Source organism: Streptomyces sp. NPDC014801 (genome assembly GCF_043082085.1).
Taxonomy (GTDB): domain Bacteria; phylum Actinomycetota; class Actinomycetes; order Streptomycetales; family Streptomycetaceae; genus Streptomyces.
Genome location: NZ_JBIBXG010000001.1, coordinates 758,989 through 782,156 on the forward strand (window position 1 = coordinate 758,989; position 23,168 = coordinate 782,156).

Consider the following 23,168-nt stretch of genomic DNA (forward strand, 5'->3'; position numbering starts at 1 on the left):
GAGCCTCCGCCCCACGGCTGCCGACCCCAGCGACGGGCCCCGTGCCCCACGGCCGCCGGCCCCACCGACGGGCCCCGTGCCCTACGGCTGCCGACTCCACCGACGGGCCCCGTGCCCCACGGCCGCCGGCCCCACCGACGGGCCCCGTGCCCCACGGTCTGCCGACCCCGCCGACGGGCCCGCGGCTCCGGGTCGTCAGCGCGCCGTGGAAAGGGCAGGGCCCTGGGACCCGACGGGTCAGCGGGCCGAGGTCGGGTGGAGGGCGTGGTCCGGGTCGCCGGAGAGGACGGCCTGGTGGAGTTCCTGCAGGGCGGGGGAGGGCTCCAGGCCGAGTTCGCGGACCAGGGAGCCGCGCAGGCGCTGGTAGGCCTCCAGGGCGCGCCAGCTGCCGCCGGTGCGGTGCAGGGCGCGCATCAGCTGGGCGCAGAAGCCCTCGTGGAGGGGGTGGCGGGCGGCGAGGACGCGCAGTTCGGGGACGACCTCGGCGTACCGGCCGAGGCGGAGGTCGGCCTCGATGCGCCGCTCCAGCGCGGTGGTGCGCTCTTCGTTCAGGCGCAGGACCTCCAGTTCCAGCACGGAACCGGCCGGCACGTCGACCAGGGCGGGACCCTGCCACAGCGCGAGGCCGCGGCGCAGCAGGTCGGAGGCGGTGCGGTAGTCGCCGAGTTCGAACGCGGTGCGGCCGTCCTCGGAGAACCGTTCGAACTCGTGCGCGTCGACCTGCCCGGGCTGCACCCGCAGCAGGTACCCGCCGAGCCGGGTGACCAGGACGTCCTTGGCGTCGAGCAGCGGCTCGTCGGCGAGCGCGGCGGCGATCTTGCGGCGCAGCTGCAGGATGTACGTCTGCAGGGTGGTGGAGGCGCTGCGGGGCACGTTCTCGCCCCAGATCTCCTCCATCAGTGTCGGTACGCCGACCACCCGGTCGGCGTGCAGGGCGAGCAGGGCCAGCAGCTGACGGGGCTTCGCGGCGGTGGGCACCACCGGGACCCCGCGCTCGTGCGCGGCGAGCGACCCCAGGACCTTGATCTCCATGCGTGTCTCTCCCCCTTGGGCGCGGCCGCCTGACAATCCCCGTGGCGACCCGTACGGAGTCCGGCCATTGAGACTGGCAGCCGGCACCCCGCGCGGCCCAGTGAGAGGCACATGCGCTCAATCATGAAAATGTCATGGGTGCCCTGTGAACCTGGCACTGCACGCCGGGGCGGGCTCCGCTCCAGACTCTCCGTCAGACGCCGACGGAACGTTCGAATCGGCGGGAAATGTTCGGTCCCACCCGGGGCTCCACCTGCTTGGCTTCCACCCGGGGTTCCTTCCGCTCGGGTTCCCTCCCGGGTGTCATCCATGCGCGTTTCGTTCATCACAGGGGGCACACATGAACGTGGCAGAAGAAGTTCTCCGTTTCGCGGAACTGGCGGCGCGTACCGGTCTGGAGCCGGCGCTGGCGGGCCGGTTCGAGGCGGACCCGGAGGCGGTCCTCAGAGAGTTCGGGCTGTCGGCCGGCGAGGCGCAGCACGTCACCGGCGGCACCCCCGCCCTGCTGAGCCTCAGCGGCGCCAGCGCCGACATCTCGGACGCCACCTGGTGCTACTGCTGGTCTCCCGCCGGCCAGGGTGAGTGAGTGAGCGGGACCGACACCCCCGCTCCGGAGCCGTTCGTGGCGTTCAAGCGCCATGTGCGGGCGGAGACGGTACCGGGGGAGGCCGTGTTCCTGTGGTCCGACACGGACGTGACGGCGGTCCGGGGGGCCGGGGTGGAGACCCTGGCCGCCCTGCTCGACGGCAGCCGCACCCTGCCCCAGCTGCTGCGGGAGGCCGCGGCGGCGATGCCGGTGGCCGAGGCCGGGCGCCTGGTACGGCGCCTGGCCGAGGCCAACCTGGTGGGCTACCGGCCCGGCGGCCGGTGCCCGCAGGAGGCCGGCGCCGAGGGCCGGTCGGCGGAGGCCTACTGGGACCGCGCCGGCCTGGAGGGCACCGCCGCCGAACAGCAGGTCCACGGCACCCCGGTGGCGCTGATCACCGTGGGGGACGTGGACGGTGAGGAGGCACGCGCCGCGTGCCGCACGGCCGGGCTGAGCACCGTGCCCGCCGACGCCGACGCGCCGTTCGCGCTGGTCCTGTGCGACGACTATCTGCACCCCCAGCTCCGTCCCCTGGCCGCGCGGCTGCGCGGCCGGGGGCGGCCCTGGCTGCTGGCCAAGCCGTTCGGGGCCGAGCCCTGGACCGGTCCGGTGTTCGCTCCGGACGGCGACGGGCCGTGCTGGAGCTGCCTGGCGCACCGGCTGCGCGCCCACCGGCGGGCCGAGTGGGAGGTGGAGCGGGTGCTCGGCACCGGCCTGCCGGTGCCGCGGCCCGCGCCGTCCCTGGCGGCGGTGCGCGTCCTCGGGCTGCACAGCGCCGTACTGGAGGTGTCCAAGTGGCTGGCGGGGCTGCGGTGTCCGGAACAGCGGTCGGTGTGCGCGCTGGACAGCCTCACGCTGCGCAGCACCCACCATCCGGTACGCCGGCGCCCGCAGTGCCCGGACTGCGGTGACCCGGGGCTGGTCGCCGAGCGGACCCGGCGGCCGGTGGTGCTGGTGTCCCGGCCGAAGGCGGCTGGGTCGGGCAGCAACGACCGCGCCCTGTCCGCCGAGCAGATGCTGGAGCGGCACGCCCATCTGGTGGGCCGGCTCACCGGTGTGGTGACCGGGATCCGGCCGCTGCCCGGGCTGCCGGAGGGGCTGCACGCCTACGACTCCGGGCACAACCTCGCCCTCGGCGGCCAGTCGCCGGCCGAGCTGATGCGGGTGCTGCGCGCCCGCAGCGGCGGCAAGGGCGTGACCGCGGTCGAGGCGCGGGCGAGCGCGCTGTGCGAGGCGGTGGAGCGCTACAGCGCCTCCCGCCAGGGCGACGAGCTCACCGTCCGCGACAGCTGCGCGGGGCTCGGCGCGCAGGCCGTCCATCCCAACGCCTACCAGCTCTTCCACGAACGGCAGTACGCCGACCGGGATCGCTGGAACGCCGCTCAGGGCCCCTTCCACCGGGTGAGCCGGCCCTTCGGCACCGCCACCGTCACCGACTGGACGCCGGTGTGGTCGCTCACCGCGCAGACCCACCGGCTGCTGCCGACGTCGACCCTGTACTTCGACTCCTCGCGCGCCGGCGCCGCCGACGGTCTGTGGGCCGACTCCAACGGCAACGCGGCGGGCAGCAGTCTGGAGGACGCGGTCGTCCAGGGTTTCCTGGAACTGGTCGAGCGGGACGCGGTCGCCGTGTGGTGGTACAACCGGCTGCGGCTGCCGGCCCTGGACCTCGACGCGTTCGACGAGCCGTGGCTGGCGGGCCTGCGGGACGCCTTCGGCCGGGCCGGGCGCACCGTGACCGCGCTCGACCTGACCACCGACCTCGGCATTCCGGTGGTGGCCGTGGTCTCCATGCCCGCGGCCGACGCGCAGCCCGACTTCGTGTGCGGGTTCGGGGCGCACTTCGATCCGCGGCTCGCGCTGCGCCGGGCGCTGACGGAGGCGGTCCAGCTCCTGCCCGCGCCGCAGCCGTTGCCGTCGGGCACGCTGCTGGCCCAGCCGCAACTGCTCGCCGACCCGGGCCAGTCGGCCAGGTGTCCGGGCGACTGGACGGCCTTTCCCCGGCACGCGGACCTGCTCGGCGACGTGGCGGAGATCCGCGCGCTGGTGGCCCGGCACGGCATGGAACTGCTCGTGCTGGACCAGACCAGGCCGGACGTCGGCATTCCGGTTGTGAAGGTCGTAGTGCCCGGGCTGCGCCCGTTCTACGCGCGCTTCGCCCCCGGCAGGCTGTACGACGTGCCGGTACGTCTCGGCCACCGGGAACGCCCCGTCTCGTTCGGCGAACTCAACCCTGTTCCCCTGCCGTTGTGAACATCTGCTCGTAGCACATATCCCTCTTGTCGTGCCGGTACGGCCTATAGTTCACTCACAGATCTTCCCGAGTCCGACACGGGGATTCGGCGTGGACGGGTCACTTTCTCAGCCTTGACCGGGCGCGCGGGGGTCCGCCTCCGCGCACCGGAGGATGAGGATCCGGATAGGGGGACGATGTGATGCGCAGCCCTGCCGCGGTGACAAGACGGCAAGGAGACCGGTTCGAAGTACCGGCGCCGCGGCTGGCGCAGGGCATCAGCATCACCGTCATCTCGGGGTTCGGCATCATCACGATGCTGAACGTGCACAACGCGGTCCCCGACGGCACGCTGCTGGCCGCCTGCCTGGGCGCGGTGCTGGTGCTCTACGCCGTGCAGTTCCTGGTCGCCTCGGCGGGCGCCCGGCGGTGGTCCACCCGCCGCCGGGCGCTCGCGCTGCTCACCCAGGCGCTGCTCACCTTCGTCCCCATGGTGTGGATCGGGATGGCCTGGGGCAGCATGGCGGGACCGCTCGGCGGATCGATTCTGCTGCTGCTTCCCGCACGGCTCGCCTGGCCGCTGTACGGCGCGGTGACGCTCACCATCCTCGGCTGGTCGCAGGTCGAGGGGGCACCCGCCCTGGAACAGGGCTACTTCACCATCTCCACCGCGCTCACCGGGCTCGTCATCTACGGCCTCACCCGCCTGACCGATCTGGTCCGCGAAGTGCACGCGGCCCGCGCCGAGATGGCCCGCATGGCCGTCATGCAGGAACGGCTGCGCTTCGCCCGTGACCTGCACGACCTGCTCGGCTACAGTCTCTCCACGATCACCCTCAAGAGCGAACTGATCCACCGTCTCGTCCCCGTCAACCCCGAACGCGCCCGCGAGGAGGTCGCCTCCGTGCTCGGGGTGTCCCGCCAGGCGCTCGCCGACGTACGGCTGGTGGCCAGCGGCTATCGGGACATGTCGCTGGAGGCGGAGGCGGCCGCGGTCGCGGAGGTGATGGCCGCGGCGGACGTCCAGGTCGAGGTGGACATCGACTGCGGCCGGCTGCACCCCCTGGTGGACACGGTGCTGGCCACTGCCCTTCGGGAGGGCGTCACGAATATCCTCAGGCACAGCAAGGTCCAGTCATGTGTCATCACGGCGGACGCGGAAGGGGAGACCGTGCGCCTGACGCTGGTCAACGACGGTGTGGTCCCGCAGGAGACGCCCCGCAACCAGGGCAGCGGCAGCGGCCTCGGAAACCTGCGCACCCGGCTCACCGAGATCGGCGGCACGCTGAGCGCGCAGGCCACGCGGGAAGGGCGGTTCCGGCTCGTCGCCGAGGCTCCCGTCCGGCCGGTCACCTGCAAGGTCGCCGAAGCCGGCGAGGAGTCCAGCGCCTCCGTGGCGTGAGACGGGCGCAGGGCGCCGCGACGGGTACGGCCGCGAGGGGCACGGTCGGCGGGGAAATGGGGGAGTGCATGCTGTCGGTGAGAATCCTGCTTGCCGAGGACGTCCACATGATCCGCGGCGCACTGGTGGCGCTGCTGGAACTGGAACGGGACCTGGAGGTGGTCGCCTCGGTCGACCGGGGCGATCTCATCGTCAAGACCGCCCAGGAGGTACGCCCCGACGTCGCCGTCATCGACATCGACCTCCCCGGCACCGACGGGCTCACCGCGGCGGCGGAACTGCGCAGCAAGGTGCCCGAGTGCCGCAGCCTGATCCTCACCAGCCTCGGCCGGCCCGGCACGCTGCGGCGGGCGATGGCGGCGCAGGTCTCCGGGTTCCTGCTCAAGGACTCGCCGCCGGACCGGCTCGCGCAGGCGGTGCGGACCGTCGCCGGGGGTGGGCGCGTGATCGACCCCGAGCTGGCGCTCAGCGCCTGGGAGGCGCCCGAGAACCCGCTCTCGCGGCGGGAGACCCAGGTGCTGCGGCTCGCCGCGCGGGGGGCGGACGCGGCGGAGATCGCGGAGGAGCTGTTTCTGACGCCGGGGACCGTGCGGAACTATCTGACCGCGATCGTGGACAAGTTGCATGCGCGGAATCGGGTGGACGCGATTCGGATCGCGGAGGAGGCGGGCTGGGTGCCGTAGCCTCCGGCGGCTTGGCCTTTGGGGGCGCGCGTTTGTTGCCGGGTGCGGGTTTCGTTGTGGTTGCTCGCGCCGTTCCCCGCGCCCCTTAGTGCCTGCGGCGGCCCGTTGCGGTCCGCTGTGGCTGATGTAGCGCCTTCTTCCGGTGGGTGGGAAGGGGCCCCGGCTCCTTCCCACCGTCGGCGACTGCGGCAACCTCGTGGCGTGCACTGCCGTTCCGCGGCTACGGGTCGGTGTCAGAGGCGGGGGTCTTCCATGTCGTCTGCCAGGGGGCCCGCGTTGAGGGCCGAGAGGACTCCGGCCAGGTCGACCGCGTTGCTCTGGGGGCCGCGGCAGACCGGGAGGCAGCGGGGGCCTCGGGGGCCGCCCATGCGGCGGAGGAACGGGGTGAGGACCGGCTTCGGGCCGACCTCGACCACGTGTGTCGGGTGCTGTTCGGCCAGGAGGGCGCGGGCCGCGTCGGCGAAGCGGACGGGGGCGGTGATCTGGCTGCCCCAGTACGCCGCGTCCAGGGGGCCGTCGTAGTCCCGGCCGTAGACCGTCGAGTAGAAGGGCAGGGCGGGGGCCGCCGTCGGCATCCGGCGGGCCAGGGCCTCCAGGCGGGGTGTCACCGGGGCCATCAGCGGTGAGTGGAAGGCGTGCGTCACCTGGAGGAACGTGCTGGCGATGCCGATGTCCGCGAGGCGGCGCCGGGCGCGTTCCAGGCCCGCGATGTCGCCGGTGAGCACGGTGGCGCGGGCCGCGTTGATCGCGCCGATCGACACGCCGGGCTCCATGTGGGCGGCCTCGGCGGCCTCGAAGGGGTCGGCGCAGGTCGCCATCATCCCGCCGCCCGCCGGCATCTGTTCCAGCAACGCGGCCCGGTTGACGACCAGTTCGGCCGCCGCGGCCAGCGGCAGCGCGCCCGCCACGGTGGCCGCCGCGAACTCGCCCGTGCCGTGGCCGAGGACGGCCACCGGCCGGACGCCCTCCTCCAGCAGGGTCGTCGCCAGCGCGTAGCCGACGGCGAACAGCGCCGGCTGGGCCAGCGCCGACTGGTGGACCAGTGGGTCCCCCTCCAGCACCGACTCCACCACCGAGCGCCCCAGATGGGCGGCCAGCGCCTCGTCCGCCTCCGTGAGGGCGTGCCGGTAGGCGGTGCAGTGCGCGTACAGTCCCGCCGTCATCCGCGGGTGCTGGCAGCCCTGCCCGGTGAACACGAAGGCCGTGCGGATCCGGCCGTCGGGCCGGGACGCGCGGTCCCGGCCCGCCAGCCGGCGGGCCAGGTCACGGATCGTGTGGTACGGCCAGACCTCCACCGGGTGGTCCGGCAGCGGGCCGAACGCCTCCTCCGCGTCGCCGTACAGACCCAGCAGCGCCACCGAGTCCAGGCCGCACTCGATGAGCGGCATGTCCTCACGCACATCCCTGCGGACCCGCTCGGCGATCCGTTCCGTGAGCCATTCGACATACCCCCGCTCGTCCGGGAGCTCCCGCCCCGTACCGCTCACCCTCTGCTCCTTTCGGACACGTTCACCGACTGCGTGCCGCGCCGGTCCGCCCGGCCGCCGGTGCGAACTCCCGGCCGAGCCGCTGGTGCAGGGGCTGCAGCCGGCCGTTGAGGAAGAGCCGGCGGGTCGCCGCCCGCTCCACCTTGCCGCTGGTCGTGCGGCGTATGGTTCCCGGCCGGACCAGCAGCACTCCGTCCACGCTGATCCCGAACTCCTCGGCCAGGCACCGCTCCACGTCACCGGCGAGCCCGTCCAGGTCGAGGTCGTACCGCTTGTGGGTGCGCAACTCCTGCACCATGACGACGCGTTCGCGCTCGCCGGGCACCGAGAAGGCGGTGCCCGTGCCGAACAGGGCGCTGATCTGCTGCACCGCGTGCTCCAGGTCCTGCGGGTACAGATTGCGTCCGCCGACGACGATCACGTCCTTGAGCCGGCCGGTCACATGCAGCCGGCCGTCGAGCAGCGTGCCGAGGTCGCCGGTGCGCAGGAAACCGCCCTCGCCGTCCGCGGTGACCGCGTCGAACACCTCCGCCGTCGCCGTGCGGTCGCGCCAGTAGCCCCCCGCCACCCCGGCGCCCCGCACCCAGATCTCACCGATCCCGCCGTCCGCGACCGTGCGCAGCGACTCCGGGTCGACGATGCGGACCTCGCTGCCGTACGGCCGCCCGCACGCCACCAGCGTGCGCGGCGCACGTCCCGCACGGGGCTCGCGCAGCTGGTGGCGCTCCAGCGCCTCCCCGTCCACCGCGCGGGCCGCCGGGGCGGTCTCCAGGCATCCGCCGGAGACCAGCAGGGTCGCCTCCGCCAGCCCGTAGCAGGGCGTCAGCGCCTCGGGGCGGAAGCCGGCCGGTGCGAACCGTTCCGTGAAGCTCCGGCCGGTCGCGGCGGCCACCGGCTCGCCGCCGGTCACCGCGACCCGCCACCCGGACAGGTCCAGCCCCGCCACCTGCTCGTCGGTCACCTGGCGCGCGCACAGCTCGTACGCGAAGTCCGGGGCGCCGCTGACGCCGATGCCGTACCGGCCGATCGCCTCCAGCCAGCGCGCCGGCCGCTTCAGGAACGCCTCCGGAGACAGCAGGACCGAGGTGCCGCCCAGATACAGCGGCAGCAGCAACTGGCCGACCAGGCCCATGTCGTGGTGGAACGGCAGCCAGCCGCCGACCCGTTCGCCGGGCCCGGCGCCCAGCGCCTCCTCGATCGCCGCGAGGTTGGCGAGCAGGTTGCCGTGGGTGACCACCACCCCGCGCGGGGTGCCGGTCGAGCCGGAGGTGTACTGCAGGTAGGCGACCGTGTCCTCGGACAGCTCGGGCCGCTGCCAGGGGACGCGCACCGGCACCGCGTCGGCGGCCAGGCAGGGCACCGATCCGTACCCGCAGGACGCCAGCAGCCGGGAGACGTCGGGGGCCAGCGCGGCGTCGGTGAACGTCGCGCAGGGCGCCACGTCCTTGACGATCCCCGCGACCCGCACCGCGTGGTGGCGCCGCCCGCCGGTCGGGGGCACCGGGACGGCGATCGCGCCGGCGTACAGGCAGGCCAGTAAAGACACGGCGAACTGGCGGCGGGAGAGGTGCATCAGCACCACCCGCTCGCCCTGCGCGCCGCGCGCCTGGAGCCAGCCGGCGAGTTCCCGCGCGGCGGCGTCCAGCGCGCCGTAGGAGACCGGATTCGGCCGGCCGCGGTCGTCGCTCTCGGGGAGCAGGAGCAGCGCCTCGCGTTCGGGAGTCCGCTCCGCTCTGTCGAGTATCACGTCGGTGAAGGTGCGGTGGTGAGTCATGAGAGGTCCCCCAGCAGATCGTCGGTCCGGATGTCCCACCCGTCGTTGTTCGGACACCCAGGACCCATCCCGATTTCGAACGTAATGCGCGAGTTCTAGAGGGACACTCGACCGGAGCTGGGTCGTGAGGGACGCGCTCAGGACCGGGACCAGCCCACCGGCGGACGGCGGCGCGGCCGCCCGCCGCCCCAGCCGGCCTTCCGCGCCGGCTCGTCGAACACCCCGGCCGCACCGTCCGCCGGGCCGCCGGCCCCGTCCGCGGCGCCGTCCCGGCCCGCGGTTTCCCGCAGCCTGGCGAGCAGGACGGCGGTCACCGCGGCCAGCTCCTCCGCCGTGGGGCGGCCGCGCACGATGGCGAGAGACAAGGGAGATTCCATGCTGGCCAGCCTGCCGCCGCGGCCTCGAGACCCGCTCGGGATCCACCGGGGAAGCGCTCGTACGCCGGTCTCCGGGAGGGCGTGGGGCGGATGGCGGTGCGGGGCGCTCGCAGGCGCTCGCGACCGGGGGCGGCGGGCGTGCAGACCGGTGGCCGGATCCCGGCGGCAGGGCGCGTGCGGGTTCCTGGGGCTCGGGGCGGATGGAGGCCGGCCGAACACGGCTGCGTGGGCCGGCGTGTTGGGCCGTGGCGGCGGCGCGGTGGGGATCAGGGCGCGGTGAGGGGGAGGGCGTGGAGCTCCGTGATGTGGGCCGTGGTCGCCAGTTTGGTGTGGCGGTCCAGGTACGTCGTCGTGGTCAGGACGCGGTCGTAGGACGCGGCGTCGCGCCACCACAGCAGGCCCGTGTAGGCGCGCGGGTCGCTCACCGACCGCAGCAGGTCGCTGCCGCCGTACCCCTCGGCGGTCACGCAGGAACCCACCAGCGCGCCGAAGTCCATCTCGAAACCGGCCGGTTCGCTCTCCACCTCGGCCCGCACCAGCACCAGCCGCGCGGCCGCCCTGATCGGCACCGTCGCCGGCATGCTGCCCACGCTCACGGTGAGTTCGTGCTCGGTGCCGGCCAGCGCCGACACCGACGCCAGGTGCGGCAGGTGCCCCTCGGCGTGCGTGGAGCGCAGCAGCGCCTCCACGCCCCGCCACTGCTCCAGCCGGACGTAGGAGCCGCTCCGGCCGATCAGCCGCAGGGTGATCCCGCTCTCGAAGCCCCGGAGCCCCGCCCGGTGGCGGGCGTAGTCGCGCAGCCCGCTCTCCAGGGCGGTGGCCGCGCCCACCGCGGTGAAACGTTCCACAGTGGTGACCCGGTGACTCACGGGATGACGCTGGGGCATCGGCCCGGCTCACCTCCCTCTCCCCGCTCCCGCGCGCGCCGCGCCGGCGGCGTGCGGACGCGCGCCACCAGTCGACCACGCGTTACTTGAATTTCCCTCGAACGCCGATCGGACCTCACCGGCCCGAGGGTTCCTCGAGGGCGCGGCGAGCGCCGGCCGCGACCGTCCTTCCCCCGCATCACCGAACCCGAAGGGAAGGGACGTCCATGACCATCACCGACGAGGCCGACCGGATCGCGGACGACGTCGGACGCACGCTCGCCCGCATCGCGGTCGACCGCATGCTGCGGCCGGTCTGGTACGCGCTGGTCGCCTACGGCGGCATGTGGCTGGGCGGCGTGGACTTCGACCAGGACGGCACCCCGGTGCCGCGCCTGGCGTTCGTCGACGACGCCGAGGAGCCTGCCTGGGAGGACTTGAGGGCCTCTTGAGTCACGCCGGTTAGGGAGGGGCGCAGCGGCCGACGAATCGAGGACGGAGACAGCCATGACCACGGTGCTGAACAGGGCGGACGCGGCCGAGCGGGCCGTACAGGAACGTATAGCCCGGCTCGAGCACGAGCTCGGCGACCTGGACGACCCTGGCAACCCGCTGGGCGCGGACCACTTCCTCGCCGCCGACGGCAGGCAGCAGCTGCTGCCCGCCGCCGAACGGCTCCTCGACACGTTCGGGCTGAACGCCGAGTTCGTCCCCGGCGAACTCGGCGGCCGGCTCGACCGGCTGGACGTGCTCGCCCGGGTGCTGCGGGCGGTCTTCCGCCGGGACGCGGCGCTCGGGCTGGGCTACGGGATGACCTCCTACCTCGCGGCGGTCACCGTGTGGGCGGACGGCACCGAGGAGCAGCGGCGCGACACCGCGCGCCTGCTGCTGTCCGGCGGCCGGATGGCCTGCGCCTACCCCGAACCCGCCCCCGGCAACGACTTCCTGCACAACCGGCTCACCGCGCGCCGCGACGGCGGCGGCTACCGGCTCGACGGCCGCAAGGAGGCCCTCAACAACGCCGTACGCGTCGACTCGCTCGTCGTGTTCGCGCACACCCCCGAGGCCGGGGACGACGCCCAGACGGCGTTCCTGCTCCCCGGCCCCGGGGCCGCCGGGCCCGGTGTGCGCCTGCTGCCGCGGCGGCGCACCAGCGGCATCCGCGGCTGTGTCGTGCAGGGCCTGGAGTTCACCGGCCACCGCCTGGACGCTTCCCGGCTGCTCGGCCCCGAGGGCGGCGGCACGGCCGTCGCCGAGCGGGCCTTCCCCGTCACCCGCGCCACCGGCACCTCCATGGCGCTGGGCTGCGCCGACACCGCGCTGCGCACCACCGTGGCGTTCGCCCGCGCGCACCGCTCGCGCAGCCGCGCCTCGCTGAGCAGCGCCCGCACCCGCGCGGCGCTCGCCGACGCCTTCACCGACCTGCTGCTGTGCGACTGCCTGGCGCTGGTCGCCACCCGGGCGGCGCACCTGCTGCCGCGCGAGAGCGGGACCCTGAGCGCGGTGGTGAAGTACCTGCTGCCGACGATCCTCACCGAGATGGTGTACGACCTGTCGATCGTGCTCGGCTCCGAGGCGTACGCCACGACCGGCAGTTACGGGCTGTTCCAGAAGGCCGCCCGCGACCTGCCCATGATCGGGCTGGGCAGCGCCGGCACCGCCGCCAGCCGGTCGGCGATCGTCGGGCACCTGCTGCGGGTGCCGGACCTCGGCGAGCCGTCCGGCACGTACGAGGGACACGGGAGCTCGGAGGCGTACGGGGACTTCGGGCCGTACGGGGCCTCCGGAACGCCCGAGGACGGGCTGTACGCGCGGCTGTTCGACCGGACCGACCCCGACCTTCCGCCCCTGCGGCCCGGGGAGCTGACCCTGCCCGCCGACGGCGACACCCTGCTCGGCTCGCTGCCGGCCACCGTGCGCCGGGCCCGGCAGGCGCGCGGCGACTTCGCCGACGCGCTGGGCGAGGCGGCCGAGGCCCTGGACGGCGAACTGCGGCTGCTGCGCGAGGACTGCGCGCGGCTGGCCGCCCGCCCGGCCGGCCGCCGGCTCAGCCCCCGGGTGTACGCCCTCGCCGACCGCTACGCGCTGATCGCGGCCGGCGCGGCCTGCCTCGGCGTGTGGCGGCACGGCACGGGGCTGCTCGCCGACCCCGCCTGGGCGGCCCTGGCGCTGGCCCGCGTCGTCGGCCGGCTCGACCGCGGCGCCGTCCGCGTCCCCGAGGCCGGTACCGAGCACCTGCTCGGCGAGGTCCTCGACCGCTTCGACGACGCCCGCAGCTACGACCTGTACGCGACCCCGATCGGACGATGAGGAGAGGCATCCGATGAACCAGACGGCAGATCCGGTCCCGACCGCCGGCCCGGCGGCCGCCACCACGGCGGTGGCCGCCGGCGCCCCCACGGGCGGCGCCGGAGCCGGCGCCACCGCGCTGAGCGTGCTCGTCGAGGAGGTGGCGCGGATCCTGGAGCGTCCGCCCGCCGCGCTCGCCCCCGGGCTCCACCTGCAGCACGACCTGGGCTTCGACTCGGTGATGATGCTGCAGCTCCTGGGCCGCCTGGAGGAGCGCTTCCCCCGGCTGCGCGGCGCCGGCCTGCCCGACGTGCTGCCCGGCGTGCAGACGCTCGGCGCGCTGGCCGGCCGGCTCGCGCGCCTGACCGGAGCGCCGGTGACGTGATGCGGCCGCTGCGCAACCGCGGTCCCGCGGACTCCTGGCTGCCCGTGCGCCGCGAGATGGAGTCGTCCGGTACGTCGGTCGTCTACGCGGCCGTCGCGGACTGGCTGCCCGACGACCTCGGGCGGCCCGACCTCGTGGCCGCGCTCGGCCGCGACCACAAACGGCTCATGGAGATGACCCATGTGCCCAACCGGTCCCGCTTCGTCACCTCGCGGCTGCTGCTGAAGTCGGCCGCGGCGGCGGTGCTCGGGACCTCGCCGGAGGAACTGGAGCTGGCCTACAAGCCCGGCGGGCGCCCGCATCTGCGCGGGGTCGACCAGCTCGACGTCAGCATCAGCCACACCGAGGAACTGCTCGTCGTGGGGCTCACCCGCAACGGCCGCATCGGCGTCGACCTGGAGAACGCCGACCGGCGGATGCTGGGGCTGGGCACCGAGCGGCAGGTGTGCACGCCGTACGAACTGGAGGCGCTGGAGAGCGTGCCGGAGGACCGGCGCAACCGGGAGCTGGTCAGGCTGTGGACGCTGAAGGAGGCCTACAGCAAGGCCATCGGGCAGGGACTGCGGTTCCGTTTCACCGAGTTCGGCTTCACCCCGCAGGACCAGCAGGTCCAGATGCTCCGCCCCGACGGCACGCCCGGCGCCGGCTGGGAGTGGTCCTTCCACAGCTGGCTCGCGGAGGACACGTACACCCTGAGCGCGGCGGTCTACGACCCCGGCTTCTCGGGCCACCGCGACCGGACGGCCCCACGGGCCCTGCTGCCGGCACTGGCGGATCCCCGACGGGGGGAGTGAGCGGGTGGCGGGGCGGCACGGGCCCGCGCCGCGGGGCGGTACGGACGCGTGCGGCGCGGGCCGCGGTGCGGGCGGTTCGGGCGGCTCGGGCGGCTCGGGGTGCGGGCCCGCCGGCCGGGTGGCGCGGGCGGCCGGGGTGCGGGCCCGTGCGGCCGGGTGGCGCGCGTGCCGGAGGACCGGCGCAACCGGGAGCTGGTCAGGCTGTGGACGCTGAAGGAGGCCTACAGCAAGGCCATCGGGCAGGGACTGCGGTTCCGTTTCACCGAGTTCGGCTTCACCCCGCAGGACCAGCAGGTCCAGATGCTCCGCCCCGACGGCACGCCCGGCGCCGGCTGGGAGTGGTCCTTCCACAGCTGGCTCGCGGAGGACACGTACACCCTGAGCGCGGCGGTCTACGACCCCGGCTTCTCGGGCCACCGCGACCGGACGGCCCCACGGGCCCTGCTGCCGGCACTGGCGGATCCCCGACGGGGGGAGTGAGCGGGTGGCGGGGCGGCACGGGCCCGCGCCGCGGGGCGGTACGGACGCGTGCGGCGCGGGCCGCGGTGCGGGCGGTTCGGGCGGCTCGGGCGGCTCGGGGTGCGGGCCCGCCGGCCGGGTGGCGCGGGCGGCCGGGGTGCGGGCCCGTGCGGCCGGGTGGCGCGCGTGCCCGGGGTGCGGGCCGTGCGGCCGGTGGTCCGGGCGGCCGGGGTGCGGGCCCGTGCCGCCGGTGGAGCACGGCTCGGGCCGTCGGCGTGTGACCCGGCGCGGTCCGTCGGCGTGCGAGCCGGCCTCGGGCCGTTGGCGTGTGACCCGGCCTCGGGCCGTCGGCGTGTGCCGGACACGGGGCGCCGGTACGGGGGCGTCACGGGCGTCTGACCCGGGTCGGCGTCAACGTCCTTTCGACGCGCGGGACTTGTGGCCGTTGGCTGATCCGTGGCGGTCGGTTGAGTGAGTGTTGAGCCGGGTTCCAGGTGGTGCGGTGACGCTCGGAGCCCGCACCCGCCCAGCGGTGCGGGACCGAAGGGGGGTCTTGGTGCATCGATATCTCGCGGTGCGGCCGAAGGCCGACGGCACCGGGACGCGGCTCATCTGCTTCCACCACGCCGGCGCGGGCGCCATGTCCTTCGCCGGGTGGCTGAATCGGGTCGGACCCGAGGTCTCGGTGCTGCCGGTACGGCTGCCGGGACGCGAGACCCGGCTGCGCGAACCACGGATCACCGACGCCGGCCGGCTGCTCGACGACCTGCACCGGGACCTCGGGCCCCTGCTGGAGCAGCCGCACGCCTTCTACGGGCACAGCATGGGCGCGCTCGTCGCCTACCGGTTCGCCGAGGCCCGCCTCGCGGCCGGGCTGCCGGCGCCCCGGCTGCTGGCGGTCGGCGCGTGCAGCGCCCCGCAGCTGCCCTCGGCCCTGCTGGACCGGCGCGACCTGGCCGGCCTGACCGACGCCGAGCTGCAGGAGGCGATGACCGACGAGGAGAGCATGCCCGAGGTGCTGCTGCGCCACCCCGAGCGGCTGCGCAGCACCCTCGACACCCTGCGGGCCGACCTGCAGTTGGCCCGCTCCCTGCGCGACGCGCCCGTCACCGCGCTGCCCTGCCCGATCCAGGCGTACGCCGGGTGCGACGACCGCATGGTGACGATCCCCCAGGTGGAGGCCTGGCAGCACTGCACGAGCGCGGGTTTCCGGCTGCGGACGGTCCCCGGCGCGCACTTCTTCGTCCGCGGACGCGAGGTGCCGCGCGCCGTCGGGCAGGCGTTGCGCTCCGCGGCACCGGTGACGACCGGCTGACCCACATCGTTCCCGAAGGAGTTCTGCGGATGGACATCAGCGTCCTCGGCCCGTTCCGGGCCACTCTCGCCGGGGTGCCGGTGCACCTCACAGCCGTCAAACCGCGCAAGGTCTTCGCGCTGCTCGCCCTCCAGGCCGACGAGGTCGTCTCCGTGGCGTCCCTGGTGGAGGAGGTGTGGGGGGAGAGCCCACCGCGCAGCGTGCAGACCACGCTGCAGACCTACATCCTCCAGATACGCCACGTCATCGGCGCGGCCCTCGGCGAGGAGGAGGCCGAGCTGCCGCACGGTGCCAAGAGCGTGCTGGTGACCGAGCCGGGCGGCTACCGGCTGGACACCCAGGGCGGCCTGATCGACGCCTTCGAGTACGACGCCCTGTCCTCCGTCGGCCACCGCGCCCTGCAGCAGGGCGACTGGGAGCAGGCGTCGTCGTACTTCAGCCGCGCGCTCGCCCTGTGGCACGGCCGCGCCCTGGCCGACGTGCAGTGCGGCCCGCTGCTGGAGGTGGAGGCCACCCGGCTCGACGAGTCGCGGATGAGCGTTCTTCACGGCCGAATCGAGGCGGACCTGAGGCTGGGCCGCCACCATGAACTCGTCGGCGAGCTCTCCGGACTCGCCGCCCGGCACCCCCTGCACGAGGGACTGCACGAGCAGCTGATGCTCGCGCTGTACCGGGCCGGCCGGCGCAGCGACGCGCTGGAGGTGTACCGGCACCTGCGGACCGCGCTCAACCAGAGCCTCGGTCTGGACCCCTCGCCCGTCATCGAGCACCTGCACCGCGCGGTGCTCGACTCCTCCCCGCAGCTCGACCTGGTGGGCGCCGCCGGCGGTGTCCCGCTGCTGGCGAGCCGGTCCTGATCCCCGGCGGCGTCCGCCGCCCCACCCGGGCCACCAAGGCGCCCCCACCGGGCCACCAAGGTTGCCCGCACCCGGGCCACCAAGGTCGCCCGCACCCGGGCCACCAAGGCCGCGCCCACCGGGCCACCAAGGCCGCCCCCACCGGGCGACCAAGGTCGCCCGCACCCGGGCCACCAAGACCGTCCCTGCCCACTGTTGCCACACCCGACGAAAGCACCGAAAGGAACCATCGTGAGCGACATCACCCTGGCCGAACTCGGCGAGCTGCTGCTCGAATGCGTCGGCGCCCCCGAGGAGGGCATGGCGTTCGAGGGCGAGGACGCCCTGGACACGCCCTTCCTGGAGTTCGGCTACGACTCCCTCGCCCTGCTGCAGGTCACCAGCGTGATCAACCGCAAGTACGGCATCGTGCTCGACGACGACGCCGTCGGCGAGGCCGAGACCCCGCGCCTGCTGCTGCAGCTGATCGCCGCCGCGCCGCGGGCCGGGGCCGTGCGATGACCGCTCGCACCGACACGCCGCCCTGGCTGCCGCCGGGCCGGCGGGTGCTGGTCACCGGGGGCACCCGGGGCATCGGCCGGGCCACCGTGCTCGCCTTCGCCCGCACCGGTGCCCGGCTCGTCGTCGCCCACCGCGGCGACGGCGAGTCCGCCGACCGGCTGCGCGCCGAACTGACCGACCTCGGCGCGGACTTCACGCTCGTCGCCGCCGACCTGACGGGCGCCGAGGGCGCCGGGCGGCTCGCCGACGCGGTGCGCGAGCACCTCGGCGGCCTGGACGTCCTGGTCAACAACCTCGGCGTCGACGGGCACGTGCCGTTCGAGAAGCTCACCGAGGACGAGTGGCACCGGGTCCTCGGCCACAACACCACCTCGGCCTACCTGGTCACCCAGGCCGTGCTCGACCTGCTCGCCGACGGCGGGTCCGTCGTCACCATCGGCGCGTCCGTGGCGCTGCGCGGCCGCCCGCTGGGCGTGCACTACAGCACCTCCAAGGCCGCCCTGGTCGGCTTCACCCGCGCCCTGGCCAAGGAGCTCGGAAGCCGCGGCATCCGGGTCAACCTGGTCGCGCCCGGCGTCACCGAGACCGAGCCGGACGCCGGCCTGCCCCCCCAGCTCGTCGCGCGCCTCACCGCGGCCACCGCGCTCGGCCGGCTGGGCCGGCCCGAGGACGTGGCCGGGGCGGTGCTCTACCTGGCCGGCGACGCGGCCACCTATGTCACCGGCACCACCATCGAAGTCGACGGAGGAATCTGATGCCCTACGCCGCCATCACCTACCGGGTGAAGCCCGGCCACGAGGAGGAGATCGCCGAGATCTTCGCCAACTTCCAGCGGGTCGACACGCCCGACTTCACGGGCGACGACGGCGACGCGGCCGGACGCCTGCTCGGCACCGGCGTGTTCCTGAAGGACGACGTGCTGGTGCGCGTCATCCACTACGAGGGCGACTTCGCGGCGGTCGGCCGGCACATGGCCCGGCAGAAGGGCGTGCACATCCTGGAGACGAAGCTCGCCCCGTACCTGCTGGAGCAGCGCACCACCGACACCACCTCCCCGGAGGGCTTCGCCGCGTACTTCCGCGACGCCACCATGCGGACGATCGCCCAGCTGACGGTGGACAGCCACCCCGCGGGAGCCGGCAGGTCATGACGGGGCTGGAAGGCGTTCTCGCGGTGGCCGCCCTGGTGGGCAGCGGCGTCACCGCGGGCGTGCTGTTCGCGGTCGCGCTGAGCGTGCTGCCGGCGCTGTTCGCGATGGAGACCGGCACGTACGTGTACGCGCACAAGCTGCTCGGGCGCAACTGGGACCCCACCATGCCGGTGATCGTGCTGAGCAGCACGCTCGTCAACGCGGTGCTGGCCGTCGTCGGCGACGGCGCGGCCCGCCCGCTGTTCGCGGCCGCCGCGGTGCTGCTGCTGGGCGTCTCGGGCGTGTCCCACCTGTGCAACGTGCCCATCAACCGCCGGGTCAAGGCCATCAGCGACCCGGCCGACATCCCAGCCGACTGGGAGGACCCACGGCCGCTGTGGCGGCGCTGGCACCTGCTGCGGACCGCGCTGGCGGTGGTGGCGCTCGCCGTCACGGCGGCGGGGGTCACGGCGCTCTGACCACGGCGCACAGGGTGCGGCGGCCGTACGCGTCCTCGCGTACGGCCGCCGCACCATGTGGGGGCCGTACGCGCTCTCGCGTACGGCCCCCGTGTCACGCCGCGCTCGGCACGTCCCGTACCGAAATCTGCGCGACCGTGTTGAGCAGGCTGCGCTTGAACGTGGCGACGAAGCCCTCGACGGTGTCGGTGTCGCGCGGCTTGCTCAGGTACGGCTTCAGCTTGGCCTCGACCTCGCGCACGCCCGGCTGGGACGCCATGTGGCGGGCGACGGCGTCCAGGTCGCCGGTGTACTCGATGACGCGGACCAGGGTGTCGTCGCGGAGGAACACCGCGGTGGCGAGGATGGTGCCGGCGGTCTCGCCCTGCGCGTCCTGCACGCGGCTGCTTTTGACGCGCTTGAAGCTGCCGAAGATCTCGGTGAGTTCGGCCTCGTAGCCGGGCTTGATGTCGTACGTGATGGCTGCGAACGGCATGGCTGACCCTTACTCGCTCGGTGATAGGGGGCTTCAGCAGACCTCATTCGGCACGAGAACGACTCGAACGGTGAGCTGTGCCCTGGGGATGGGGTGAACGCCGGCGGTGAGGTGCCCGGGGGTTAGCGGTGCCCGGGGGTGTCGTGAACGCCGTGGGTGCGCAGCCCGGCGATTCGGGGGCTGAAGGGCTATTCGAGTCGACCTGTAGTCCGCGGTGGGACGTTCGCGTTCGGCCGCCCCGTGGGGGGCGTTCTTCGGCCGAGCGGACCAGGAGGTACCCGTGCACCGCACCCTGATCGTCGCCAAGCTCCGTCCGGACAAGACGGAGGACATCGCGAAGATCTTCGCCGAGTCGGACGCCACCGACCTGCCCCACATGGTCGGTGTCAGCCGCCGCACCCTGTTCAAGTTCCACGGTCTCTACTTCCACCTGGTCGAGGCCGACGAGGACATCAACCCGAACCTGTACCGGGCCCGCAGCCACCCGCTCTACGACGACATCAACACCAAGCTCGCCCAGTGCGTGGAGCCCTACGACCCCGACTGGAAGGAGCCCAAGGACGCCATGGCCCAGCCCTTCTACGTCTGGACCAAGGACGGAGGACGAATCCAGTGACCACCGCCATCACCCGCACCGTGAAGGTGTCCTCGGACGAGGTCGAGTCCAACACCAAGCGCGGGGGCGACCTCCGCGTCACCCTCAGCCCCAAGACCGTCGGCTGCACCTCCGGCTTCGGCGGTGTCATGACCCTGGAGCCCGGCGACTGGGTCACCGAGCACTACCACCCGTACTCCGAGGAGTTCCTGCACGTCATCGACGGCACCCTGGAGATGAGCCTGGACGGCCAGGCCGTCACCCTCACCGCCGGCGACTCGCTGCTCGTCCCGATCGGCGTCCGCCACCGCCTGGTCAACACCGGTGACGTCACCGCCCGGTGCACCTTCCACCTGTCGCCGCTGGCGCCGCGCCCCGAGCTGGGCCACGTCGACACCGAGCAGGCGCAGCGCCCCGAGCAGTCCAACCCGGATGTGGGTGGGGCACCGTGACCCGTCGGGCCGTCATCACCGGGGTCGGCGCGGTCGCGCCGGGCGGGGTGGGCCGGGAGGCGTTCTGGCGCACGCTGTCGGAGGGCCGTACCGCCACCCGGCGGATCTCCCTCTTCGACGCGAGCGCCTTCCGCTCGCAGGTCGCCGCCGAGGTGGACTTCGACCCGGCCGCCGCCGGACTGACCCCGCGTCAGGTCCGCCGGATGGACCGCGCCGCGCAGTTCGCCGTCGTCAGCGCCCGTGAGGCGGTCGCCGACAGCGGCATCGAGCTGGCGGCGCTGGCCCCCGAGCGGGTCGCCGTCTCCATCGGCAGCGCCGTCGGCTGCACCATGGGCCTGGAGGAGGAGTACGTCACCCTCTCCGACAGCGGCCGCAAGTGGCTCGTCGACCACGAGTACGGCGTTCCGCACCTGTACGGCTACATGGTCCCCTCCACCCTGGCGGCCGAGGTCGCCTGGGAGGTGGGCGCCGAGGGCCCGGTCGCGCTGATCTCGACCGGCTGCACCTCGGGCCTGGACTCCATCGGCCACGCCGTGCAGCTGATCGAGGAGGGCTCCGCGGACGTCGCCGTGGCCGGCGCGACCGACGCCCCCATCTCGCCCATCACCTCGGCCTGCTTCGACGCCATCAAGGCGACCACGCCCAACAACGACGACCCGGAGCACGCCTCGCGCCCGTTCGACGGCGAACGGGACGGCTTCGTCCTCGCCGAGGGCTCCGCCGTCATGGTCATCGAGGAACGCGAGGCGGCCCTCGCCCGCGGCGCCCGGATCTACGCCGAGATCGTCGGCTTCGCCGGCCGCAGCAACGCGTACCACATGACCGGGCTGAAGCCGGACGGCCGGGAGATGGCGGAGGCCATCACCGTCGCCCTGGACCAGGCCAAGCTGGACCCGACCGCCGTCGGCTACATCAACGCGCACGGCTCGGGCACCAAGCAGAACGACCGGCACGAGACCGCGGCGTTCAAGCGGTCGCTCGGCTCCCACGCCTACGACATCCCGGTCAGCTCCATCAAGTCCATGGTCGGCCACTCGCTGGGCGCCATCGGCTCCATCGAGGTCGCCGCCTGCGCCCTCGCCCTGGACCGCCAGGTGGTGCCGCCGACCGCCAACCTGAAGACCAAGGACCCGCTGTGCGACCTGGACTACGTCCCGGTCACCGCCCGCGAGCACGCCATGGACGTCGTGCTCAGCGTCGGCAGCGGATTCGGCGGCTTCCAGACCGCGATGCTGCTGGCCCGCCCGGGCAGCGCGGCCGCCGCGGCCGGAAGGAGTCAGTGATGACCACGTCGTCCCCGGCCCCGGTGATCACCGGGCTCGGCATCGTCGCCCCGACCGGCATCGGCGTCGAGGCGCACTGGGCGTCGGTGCTGGCCGGCAAGTCCGGCATCGGCCGCATCGCCCGCTTCGACCCGGAGAGCTACCCGGTGCGGTACGCCGGGCAGGTGCCCGGCTTCGACACCGAGGCCAGCGTGCCCAGCCGGCTGATCTCCCAGACCGACCACTGGACGCATCTGGCCTTCGCCGCCGGCGAGGCCGCGCTCGCGGACTGCGGCGCCGACATCGAGGCCATCCCCGAGTACGACAAGGCGGTCGTCACCTCCTCGTCGTCCGGCGGCACCGAGTTCGGCCAGAAGGAGATGACCGCCCTCTACCAGAACGACCCCAGCTGGGTCGGCGCCTACCAGTCGATCGCCTGGTTCTACGCGGCGACGACCGGCCAGCTCTCCATCCGGCACAAGATGCGCGGCCCGTGCGGGGTGCTGGCCTGCGAGCAGGCCGGCGGTCTGGACGCCCTCGGGCAGGCGCGCCGGCTCACCCGCAAGGGAGCCCGGCTCGTCGTCACCGGCGGCACCGACGCCTCGCTGTGCCCGTACGGCCTCACCGCCCAGCTGACCACCGGCAAGCTCTCCACGGTCCCCGACCCGGAGCGCGCTTATGTGCCCTTCGACGCCGAGGCGTCCGGGTACCTGCCGGGCGAGGGCGGGGCGATCCTCGTCATGGAGAGCGCCGAGGCCGCCGCCGAGCGCGGCACCACCGGCTACGGCCGTGTCCTCGGCTACGCCGCCGGCTTCGACCCGGCGCCCGAGTCGGGCCGCCCCCGGGTGCTGCGCCGCACCGCCGAGGCCGCCCTGCGCGACGCGGGCCTCACCCCCGCCGACATCGACGTGGTGTTCGCGGACGCCGCCGGGCTGCCGGCCGACGACCGCGACGAGGCCGAGGCCATCGCGGCCGTGTTCGGTCCGCGCGGCGTGCCCGTCACCGCGCCGAAGACACTCACCGGCCGGCTGTACGGCGGCGGCGCCCCGCTGGACGTGGCGACCGCGCTGCTCGCCCTGCGCGACGGCGTCGTACCGCCCACCACCGGCGTCCGCGAGCCCGCCCCCGGTCTGGAGATCGACCTGGTCACCGAGGTGCGGGAGCTGCCGCTGCGGCACGCGCTCGTGCTGGCCCGCGGCCACGGCGGCTTCACCTCGGCCCTGGTCCTGGGCCGCTGACACGGAAGGAATGCACGATGGCCGGACACACCGACAACCACGTCGTCATCGACGCACCGCTGGAACTGGTGTGGGAGATGACCAACGACGTGCCCAACTGGCCCGACCTGTTCAGCGAGTACGCCTCCGCGGAGGTGCTGGAGCGCGACGGCGACACCATCGTCTTCCGCCTCACCATGCACCCCGACGAGGACGGCCAGGTCTGGAGCTGGGTGTCCAAGCGCACCAGCTTCCGCGAGACCCGCACCGTGCGCGCCGAACGCGTGGAGACCGGGCCGTTCGAGTTCATGAACATCTACTGGGAGTACACCGAGGAGCCCGGCGGCGGTGTCCGCATGCGCTGGGTGCAGGACTTCCACATGAAGCCCGCCGCCCCGGTGGACGACGAGCAGATGACCGCGCACCTGAACCGCAACACCAAGGTGCAGATGGACCTCATCAAGCAGAAGGTGGAGGCCGCGGCCGCGGCCCACGCCGTGACCCGGTGAGGGAGCCCCG

26 protein-coding genes are annotated in these 23,168 nt (G+C 74.0%); 20 read left to right on the top strand and 6 right to left on the bottom strand.

Going from position 1 to position 23,168, the window contains the following annotated elements:
* Positions 1-237: 237 nt before the first annotated feature.
* Positions 238-1,032, bottom strand: a complete 795-nt coding sequence (locus ACF1AL_RS03335) for an AfsR/SARP family transcriptional regulator (RefSeq protein WP_366837028.1) — start codon at positions 1,030-1,032, stop codon at positions 238-240.
* A gap of 340 nt (positions 1,033-1,372) precedes the next feature.
* On the opposite strand from ACF1AL_RS03335, the gene ACF1AL_RS03340 reads away from it, so the two are divergent.
* The 4 genes from ACF1AL_RS03340 (at position 1,373) to ACF1AL_RS03355 (ending at position 5,936) form a co-directional block, all read left to right on the top strand.
* Positions 1,373-1,618: a hypothetical protein gene (locus tag ACF1AL_RS03340; RefSeq protein WP_366837027.1), complete on the top strand. Its 246-nt coding sequence runs from the start codon at positions 1,373-1,375 to the stop codon at positions 1,616-1,618.
* The gene (locus tag ACF1AL_RS03345) at positions 1,619-3,871 is read left to right on the top strand and encodes a TOMM precursor leader peptide-binding protein (protein WP_391697150.1); all 2,253 of its coding nucleotides are present in this window, start codon (positions 1,619-1,621) and stop codon (positions 3,869-3,871) included. It abuts the gene before it with no gap.
* Positions 3,872-4,053: 182 nt separating this feature from the next.
* Complete coding sequence (locus ACF1AL_RS03350; protein WP_391825422.1) at positions 4,054-5,253, top strand: sensor histidine kinase; 1,200 nt, start codon at positions 4,054-4,056, stop codon at positions 5,251-5,253.
* Positions 5,254-5,321: 68 nt separating this feature from the next.
* Positions 5,322-5,936, top strand: a complete 615-nt coding sequence (locus ACF1AL_RS03355) for a response regulator transcription factor (RefSeq protein ID WP_366837024.1) — start codon at positions 5,322-5,324, stop codon at positions 5,934-5,936.
* A 233-nt stretch (positions 5,937-6,169) separates the two neighbouring features.
* Here ACF1AL_RS03355 and ACF1AL_RS03360 read toward each other — a convergent pair whose 3' ends face one another.
* The 4 genes from ACF1AL_RS03360 to ACF1AL_RS03375 all read right to left on the bottom strand — a co-directional run bounded on the left by ACF1AL_RS03360 (position 6,170) and on the right by ACF1AL_RS03375 (position 10,443).
* The gene (locus ACF1AL_RS03360; RefSeq protein ID WP_391659301.1) at positions 6,170-7,423 is read right to left on the bottom strand and encodes an acyltransferase domain-containing protein; all 1,254 of its coding nucleotides are present in this window, start codon (positions 7,421-7,423) and stop codon (positions 6,170-6,172) included.
* Positions 7,424-7,445: 22 nt separating this feature from the next.
* Positions 7,446-9,197, bottom strand: coding sequence for a fatty acyl-AMP ligase (locus ACF1AL_RS03365; RefSeq protein ID WP_391819309.1), 1,752 nt, complete (start codon positions 9,195-9,197; stop codon positions 7,446-7,448).
* A gap of 137 nt (positions 9,198-9,334) precedes the next feature.
* The gene (locus tag ACF1AL_RS03370; RefSeq protein ID WP_366837021.1) at positions 9,335-9,574 is read right to left on the bottom strand and encodes an acyl-CoA carboxylase subunit epsilon; all 240 of its coding nucleotides are present in this window, start codon (positions 9,572-9,574) and stop codon (positions 9,335-9,337) included.
* Positions 9,575-9,840: 266 nt separating this feature from the next.
* Positions 9,841-10,443 carry a hypothetical protein gene (locus ACF1AL_RS03375; protein ID WP_391781167.1) on the bottom strand — a complete coding sequence of 201 codons (603 nt, stop codon included), beginning with the start codon at positions 10,441-10,443 and terminating at the stop codon, positions 9,841-9,843.
* A gap of 224 nt (positions 10,444-10,667) precedes the next feature.
* Between ACF1AL_RS03375 and ACF1AL_RS03380 the strand changes: the two genes are divergently transcribed.
* The 11 genes from ACF1AL_RS03380 (at position 10,668) to ACF1AL_RS03430 (ending at position 18,648) form a co-directional block, all read left to right on the top strand.
* Complete coding sequence (locus ACF1AL_RS03380) at positions 10,668-10,892, top strand: hypothetical protein (protein WP_366837019.1); 225 nt, start codon at positions 10,668-10,670, stop codon at positions 10,890-10,892.
* A gap of 55 nt (positions 10,893-10,947) precedes the next feature.
* A complete protein-coding gene (locus tag ACF1AL_RS03385; protein WP_391697164.1) occupies positions 10,948-12,750 on the top strand; it encodes an acyl-CoA dehydrogenase family protein in 1,803 nt (600 codons plus the stop codon).
* 13 nt (positions 12,751-12,763) lie between these two features.
* Complete coding sequence (locus ACF1AL_RS03390) at positions 12,764-13,114, top strand: acyl carrier protein (protein ID WP_366837017.1); 351 nt, start codon at positions 12,764-12,766, stop codon at positions 13,112-13,114.
* Complete coding sequence (locus ACF1AL_RS03395) at positions 13,114-13,908, top strand: 4'-phosphopantetheinyl transferase family protein (RefSeq protein WP_391659542.1); 795 nt, start codon at positions 13,114-13,116, stop codon at positions 13,906-13,908. The genes ACF1AL_RS03390 and ACF1AL_RS03395 overlap by 1 nt, the downstream gene beginning before the upstream one ends.
* 165 nt (positions 13,909-14,073) lie before the next feature.
* Positions 14,074-14,388: a 4'-phosphopantetheinyl transferase superfamily protein gene (locus tag ACF1AL_RS03400; protein ID WP_391825423.1), complete on the top strand. Its 315-nt coding sequence runs from the start codon at positions 14,074-14,076 to the stop codon at positions 14,386-14,388.
* A gap of 535 nt (positions 14,389-14,923) precedes the next feature.
* Positions 14,924-15,682 carry a thioesterase II family protein gene (locus ACF1AL_RS03405; protein ID WP_391697233.1) on the top strand — a complete coding sequence of 253 codons (759 nt, stop codon included), beginning with the start codon at positions 14,924-14,926 and terminating at the stop codon, positions 15,680-15,682.
* Positions 15,683-15,711: 29 nt separating this feature from the next.
* Entirely contained in the window at positions 15,712-16,539 is an 828-nt protein-coding gene (locus tag ACF1AL_RS03410; RefSeq protein WP_366837015.1) for an AfsR/SARP family transcriptional regulator, read from the top strand.
* A gap of 231 nt (positions 16,540-16,770) precedes the next feature.
* Complete coding sequence (locus ACF1AL_RS03415; RefSeq protein WP_366837014.1) at positions 16,771-17,040, top strand: acyl carrier protein; 270 nt, start codon at positions 16,771-16,773, stop codon at positions 17,038-17,040.
* Positions 17,037-17,795, top strand: coding sequence for an SDR family NAD(P)-dependent oxidoreductase (locus tag ACF1AL_RS03420; protein WP_391781166.1), 759 nt, complete (start codon positions 17,037-17,039; stop codon positions 17,793-17,795). The genes ACF1AL_RS03415 and ACF1AL_RS03420 overlap by 4 nt, the downstream gene beginning before the upstream one ends.
* Positions 17,795-18,190, top strand: a complete 396-nt coding sequence (locus ACF1AL_RS03425; protein ID WP_391659297.1) for a SchA/CurD-like domain-containing protein — start codon at positions 17,795-17,797, stop codon at positions 18,188-18,190. Before ACF1AL_RS03420 ends, ACF1AL_RS03425 begins: the two co-directional genes overlap by 1 nt.
* On the top strand, positions 18,187-18,648 hold the full coding sequence (locus tag ACF1AL_RS03430; RefSeq protein WP_366837011.1) for a DUF1772 domain-containing protein: 462 nt from the start codon (positions 18,187-18,189) through the stop codon (positions 18,646-18,648). Before ACF1AL_RS03425 ends, ACF1AL_RS03430 begins: the two co-directional genes overlap by 4 nt.
* A gap of 94 nt (positions 18,649-18,742) precedes the next feature.
* On the opposite strand, the gene ACF1AL_RS03435 is transcribed toward ACF1AL_RS03430, so the two are convergent.
* Positions 18,743-19,123: a SchA/CurD-like domain-containing protein gene (locus ACF1AL_RS03435; protein WP_366837010.1), complete on the bottom strand. Its 381-nt coding sequence runs from the start codon at positions 19,121-19,123 to the stop codon at positions 18,743-18,745.
* A 280-nt stretch (positions 19,124-19,403) separates the two neighbouring features.
* Here ACF1AL_RS03435 and ACF1AL_RS03440 point away from each other — a divergent pair, with 280 nt between their 5' ends.
* From ACF1AL_RS03440 to ACF1AL_RS03460, 5 genes are read left to right on the top strand one after another with little or no spacing between them, the layout of a single operon-like run.
* Complete coding sequence (locus ACF1AL_RS03440) at positions 19,404-19,739, top strand: TcmI family type II polyketide cyclase (protein ID WP_366842121.1); 336 nt, start codon at positions 19,404-19,406, stop codon at positions 19,737-19,739.
* The gene (locus tag ACF1AL_RS03445) at positions 19,736-20,170 is read left to right on the top strand and encodes a cupin domain-containing protein (protein WP_366842122.1); all 435 of its coding nucleotides are present in this window, start codon (positions 19,736-19,738) and stop codon (positions 20,168-20,170) included. The genes ACF1AL_RS03440 and ACF1AL_RS03445 overlap by 4 nt, the downstream gene beginning before the upstream one ends.
* The gene (locus tag ACF1AL_RS03450; RefSeq protein WP_391819311.1) at positions 20,167-21,453 is read left to right on the top strand and encodes a beta-ketoacyl-[acyl-carrier-protein] synthase family protein; all 1,287 of its coding nucleotides are present in this window, start codon (positions 20,167-20,169) and stop codon (positions 21,451-21,453) included. Before ACF1AL_RS03445 ends, ACF1AL_RS03450 begins: the two co-directional genes overlap by 4 nt.
* A complete protein-coding gene (locus ACF1AL_RS03455) occupies positions 21,453-22,670 on the top strand; it encodes a ketosynthase chain-length factor (protein ID WP_384209954.1) in 1,218 nt (405 codons plus the stop codon). The genes ACF1AL_RS03450 and ACF1AL_RS03455 overlap by 1 nt, the downstream gene beginning before the upstream one ends.
* 17 nt (positions 22,671-22,687) lie before the next feature.
* Complete coding sequence (locus ACF1AL_RS03460) at positions 22,688-23,158, top strand: SRPBCC family protein (RefSeq protein ID WP_366842125.1); 471 nt, start codon at positions 22,688-22,690, stop codon at positions 23,156-23,158.
* Positions 23,159-23,168: the final 10 nt, after the last annotated feature.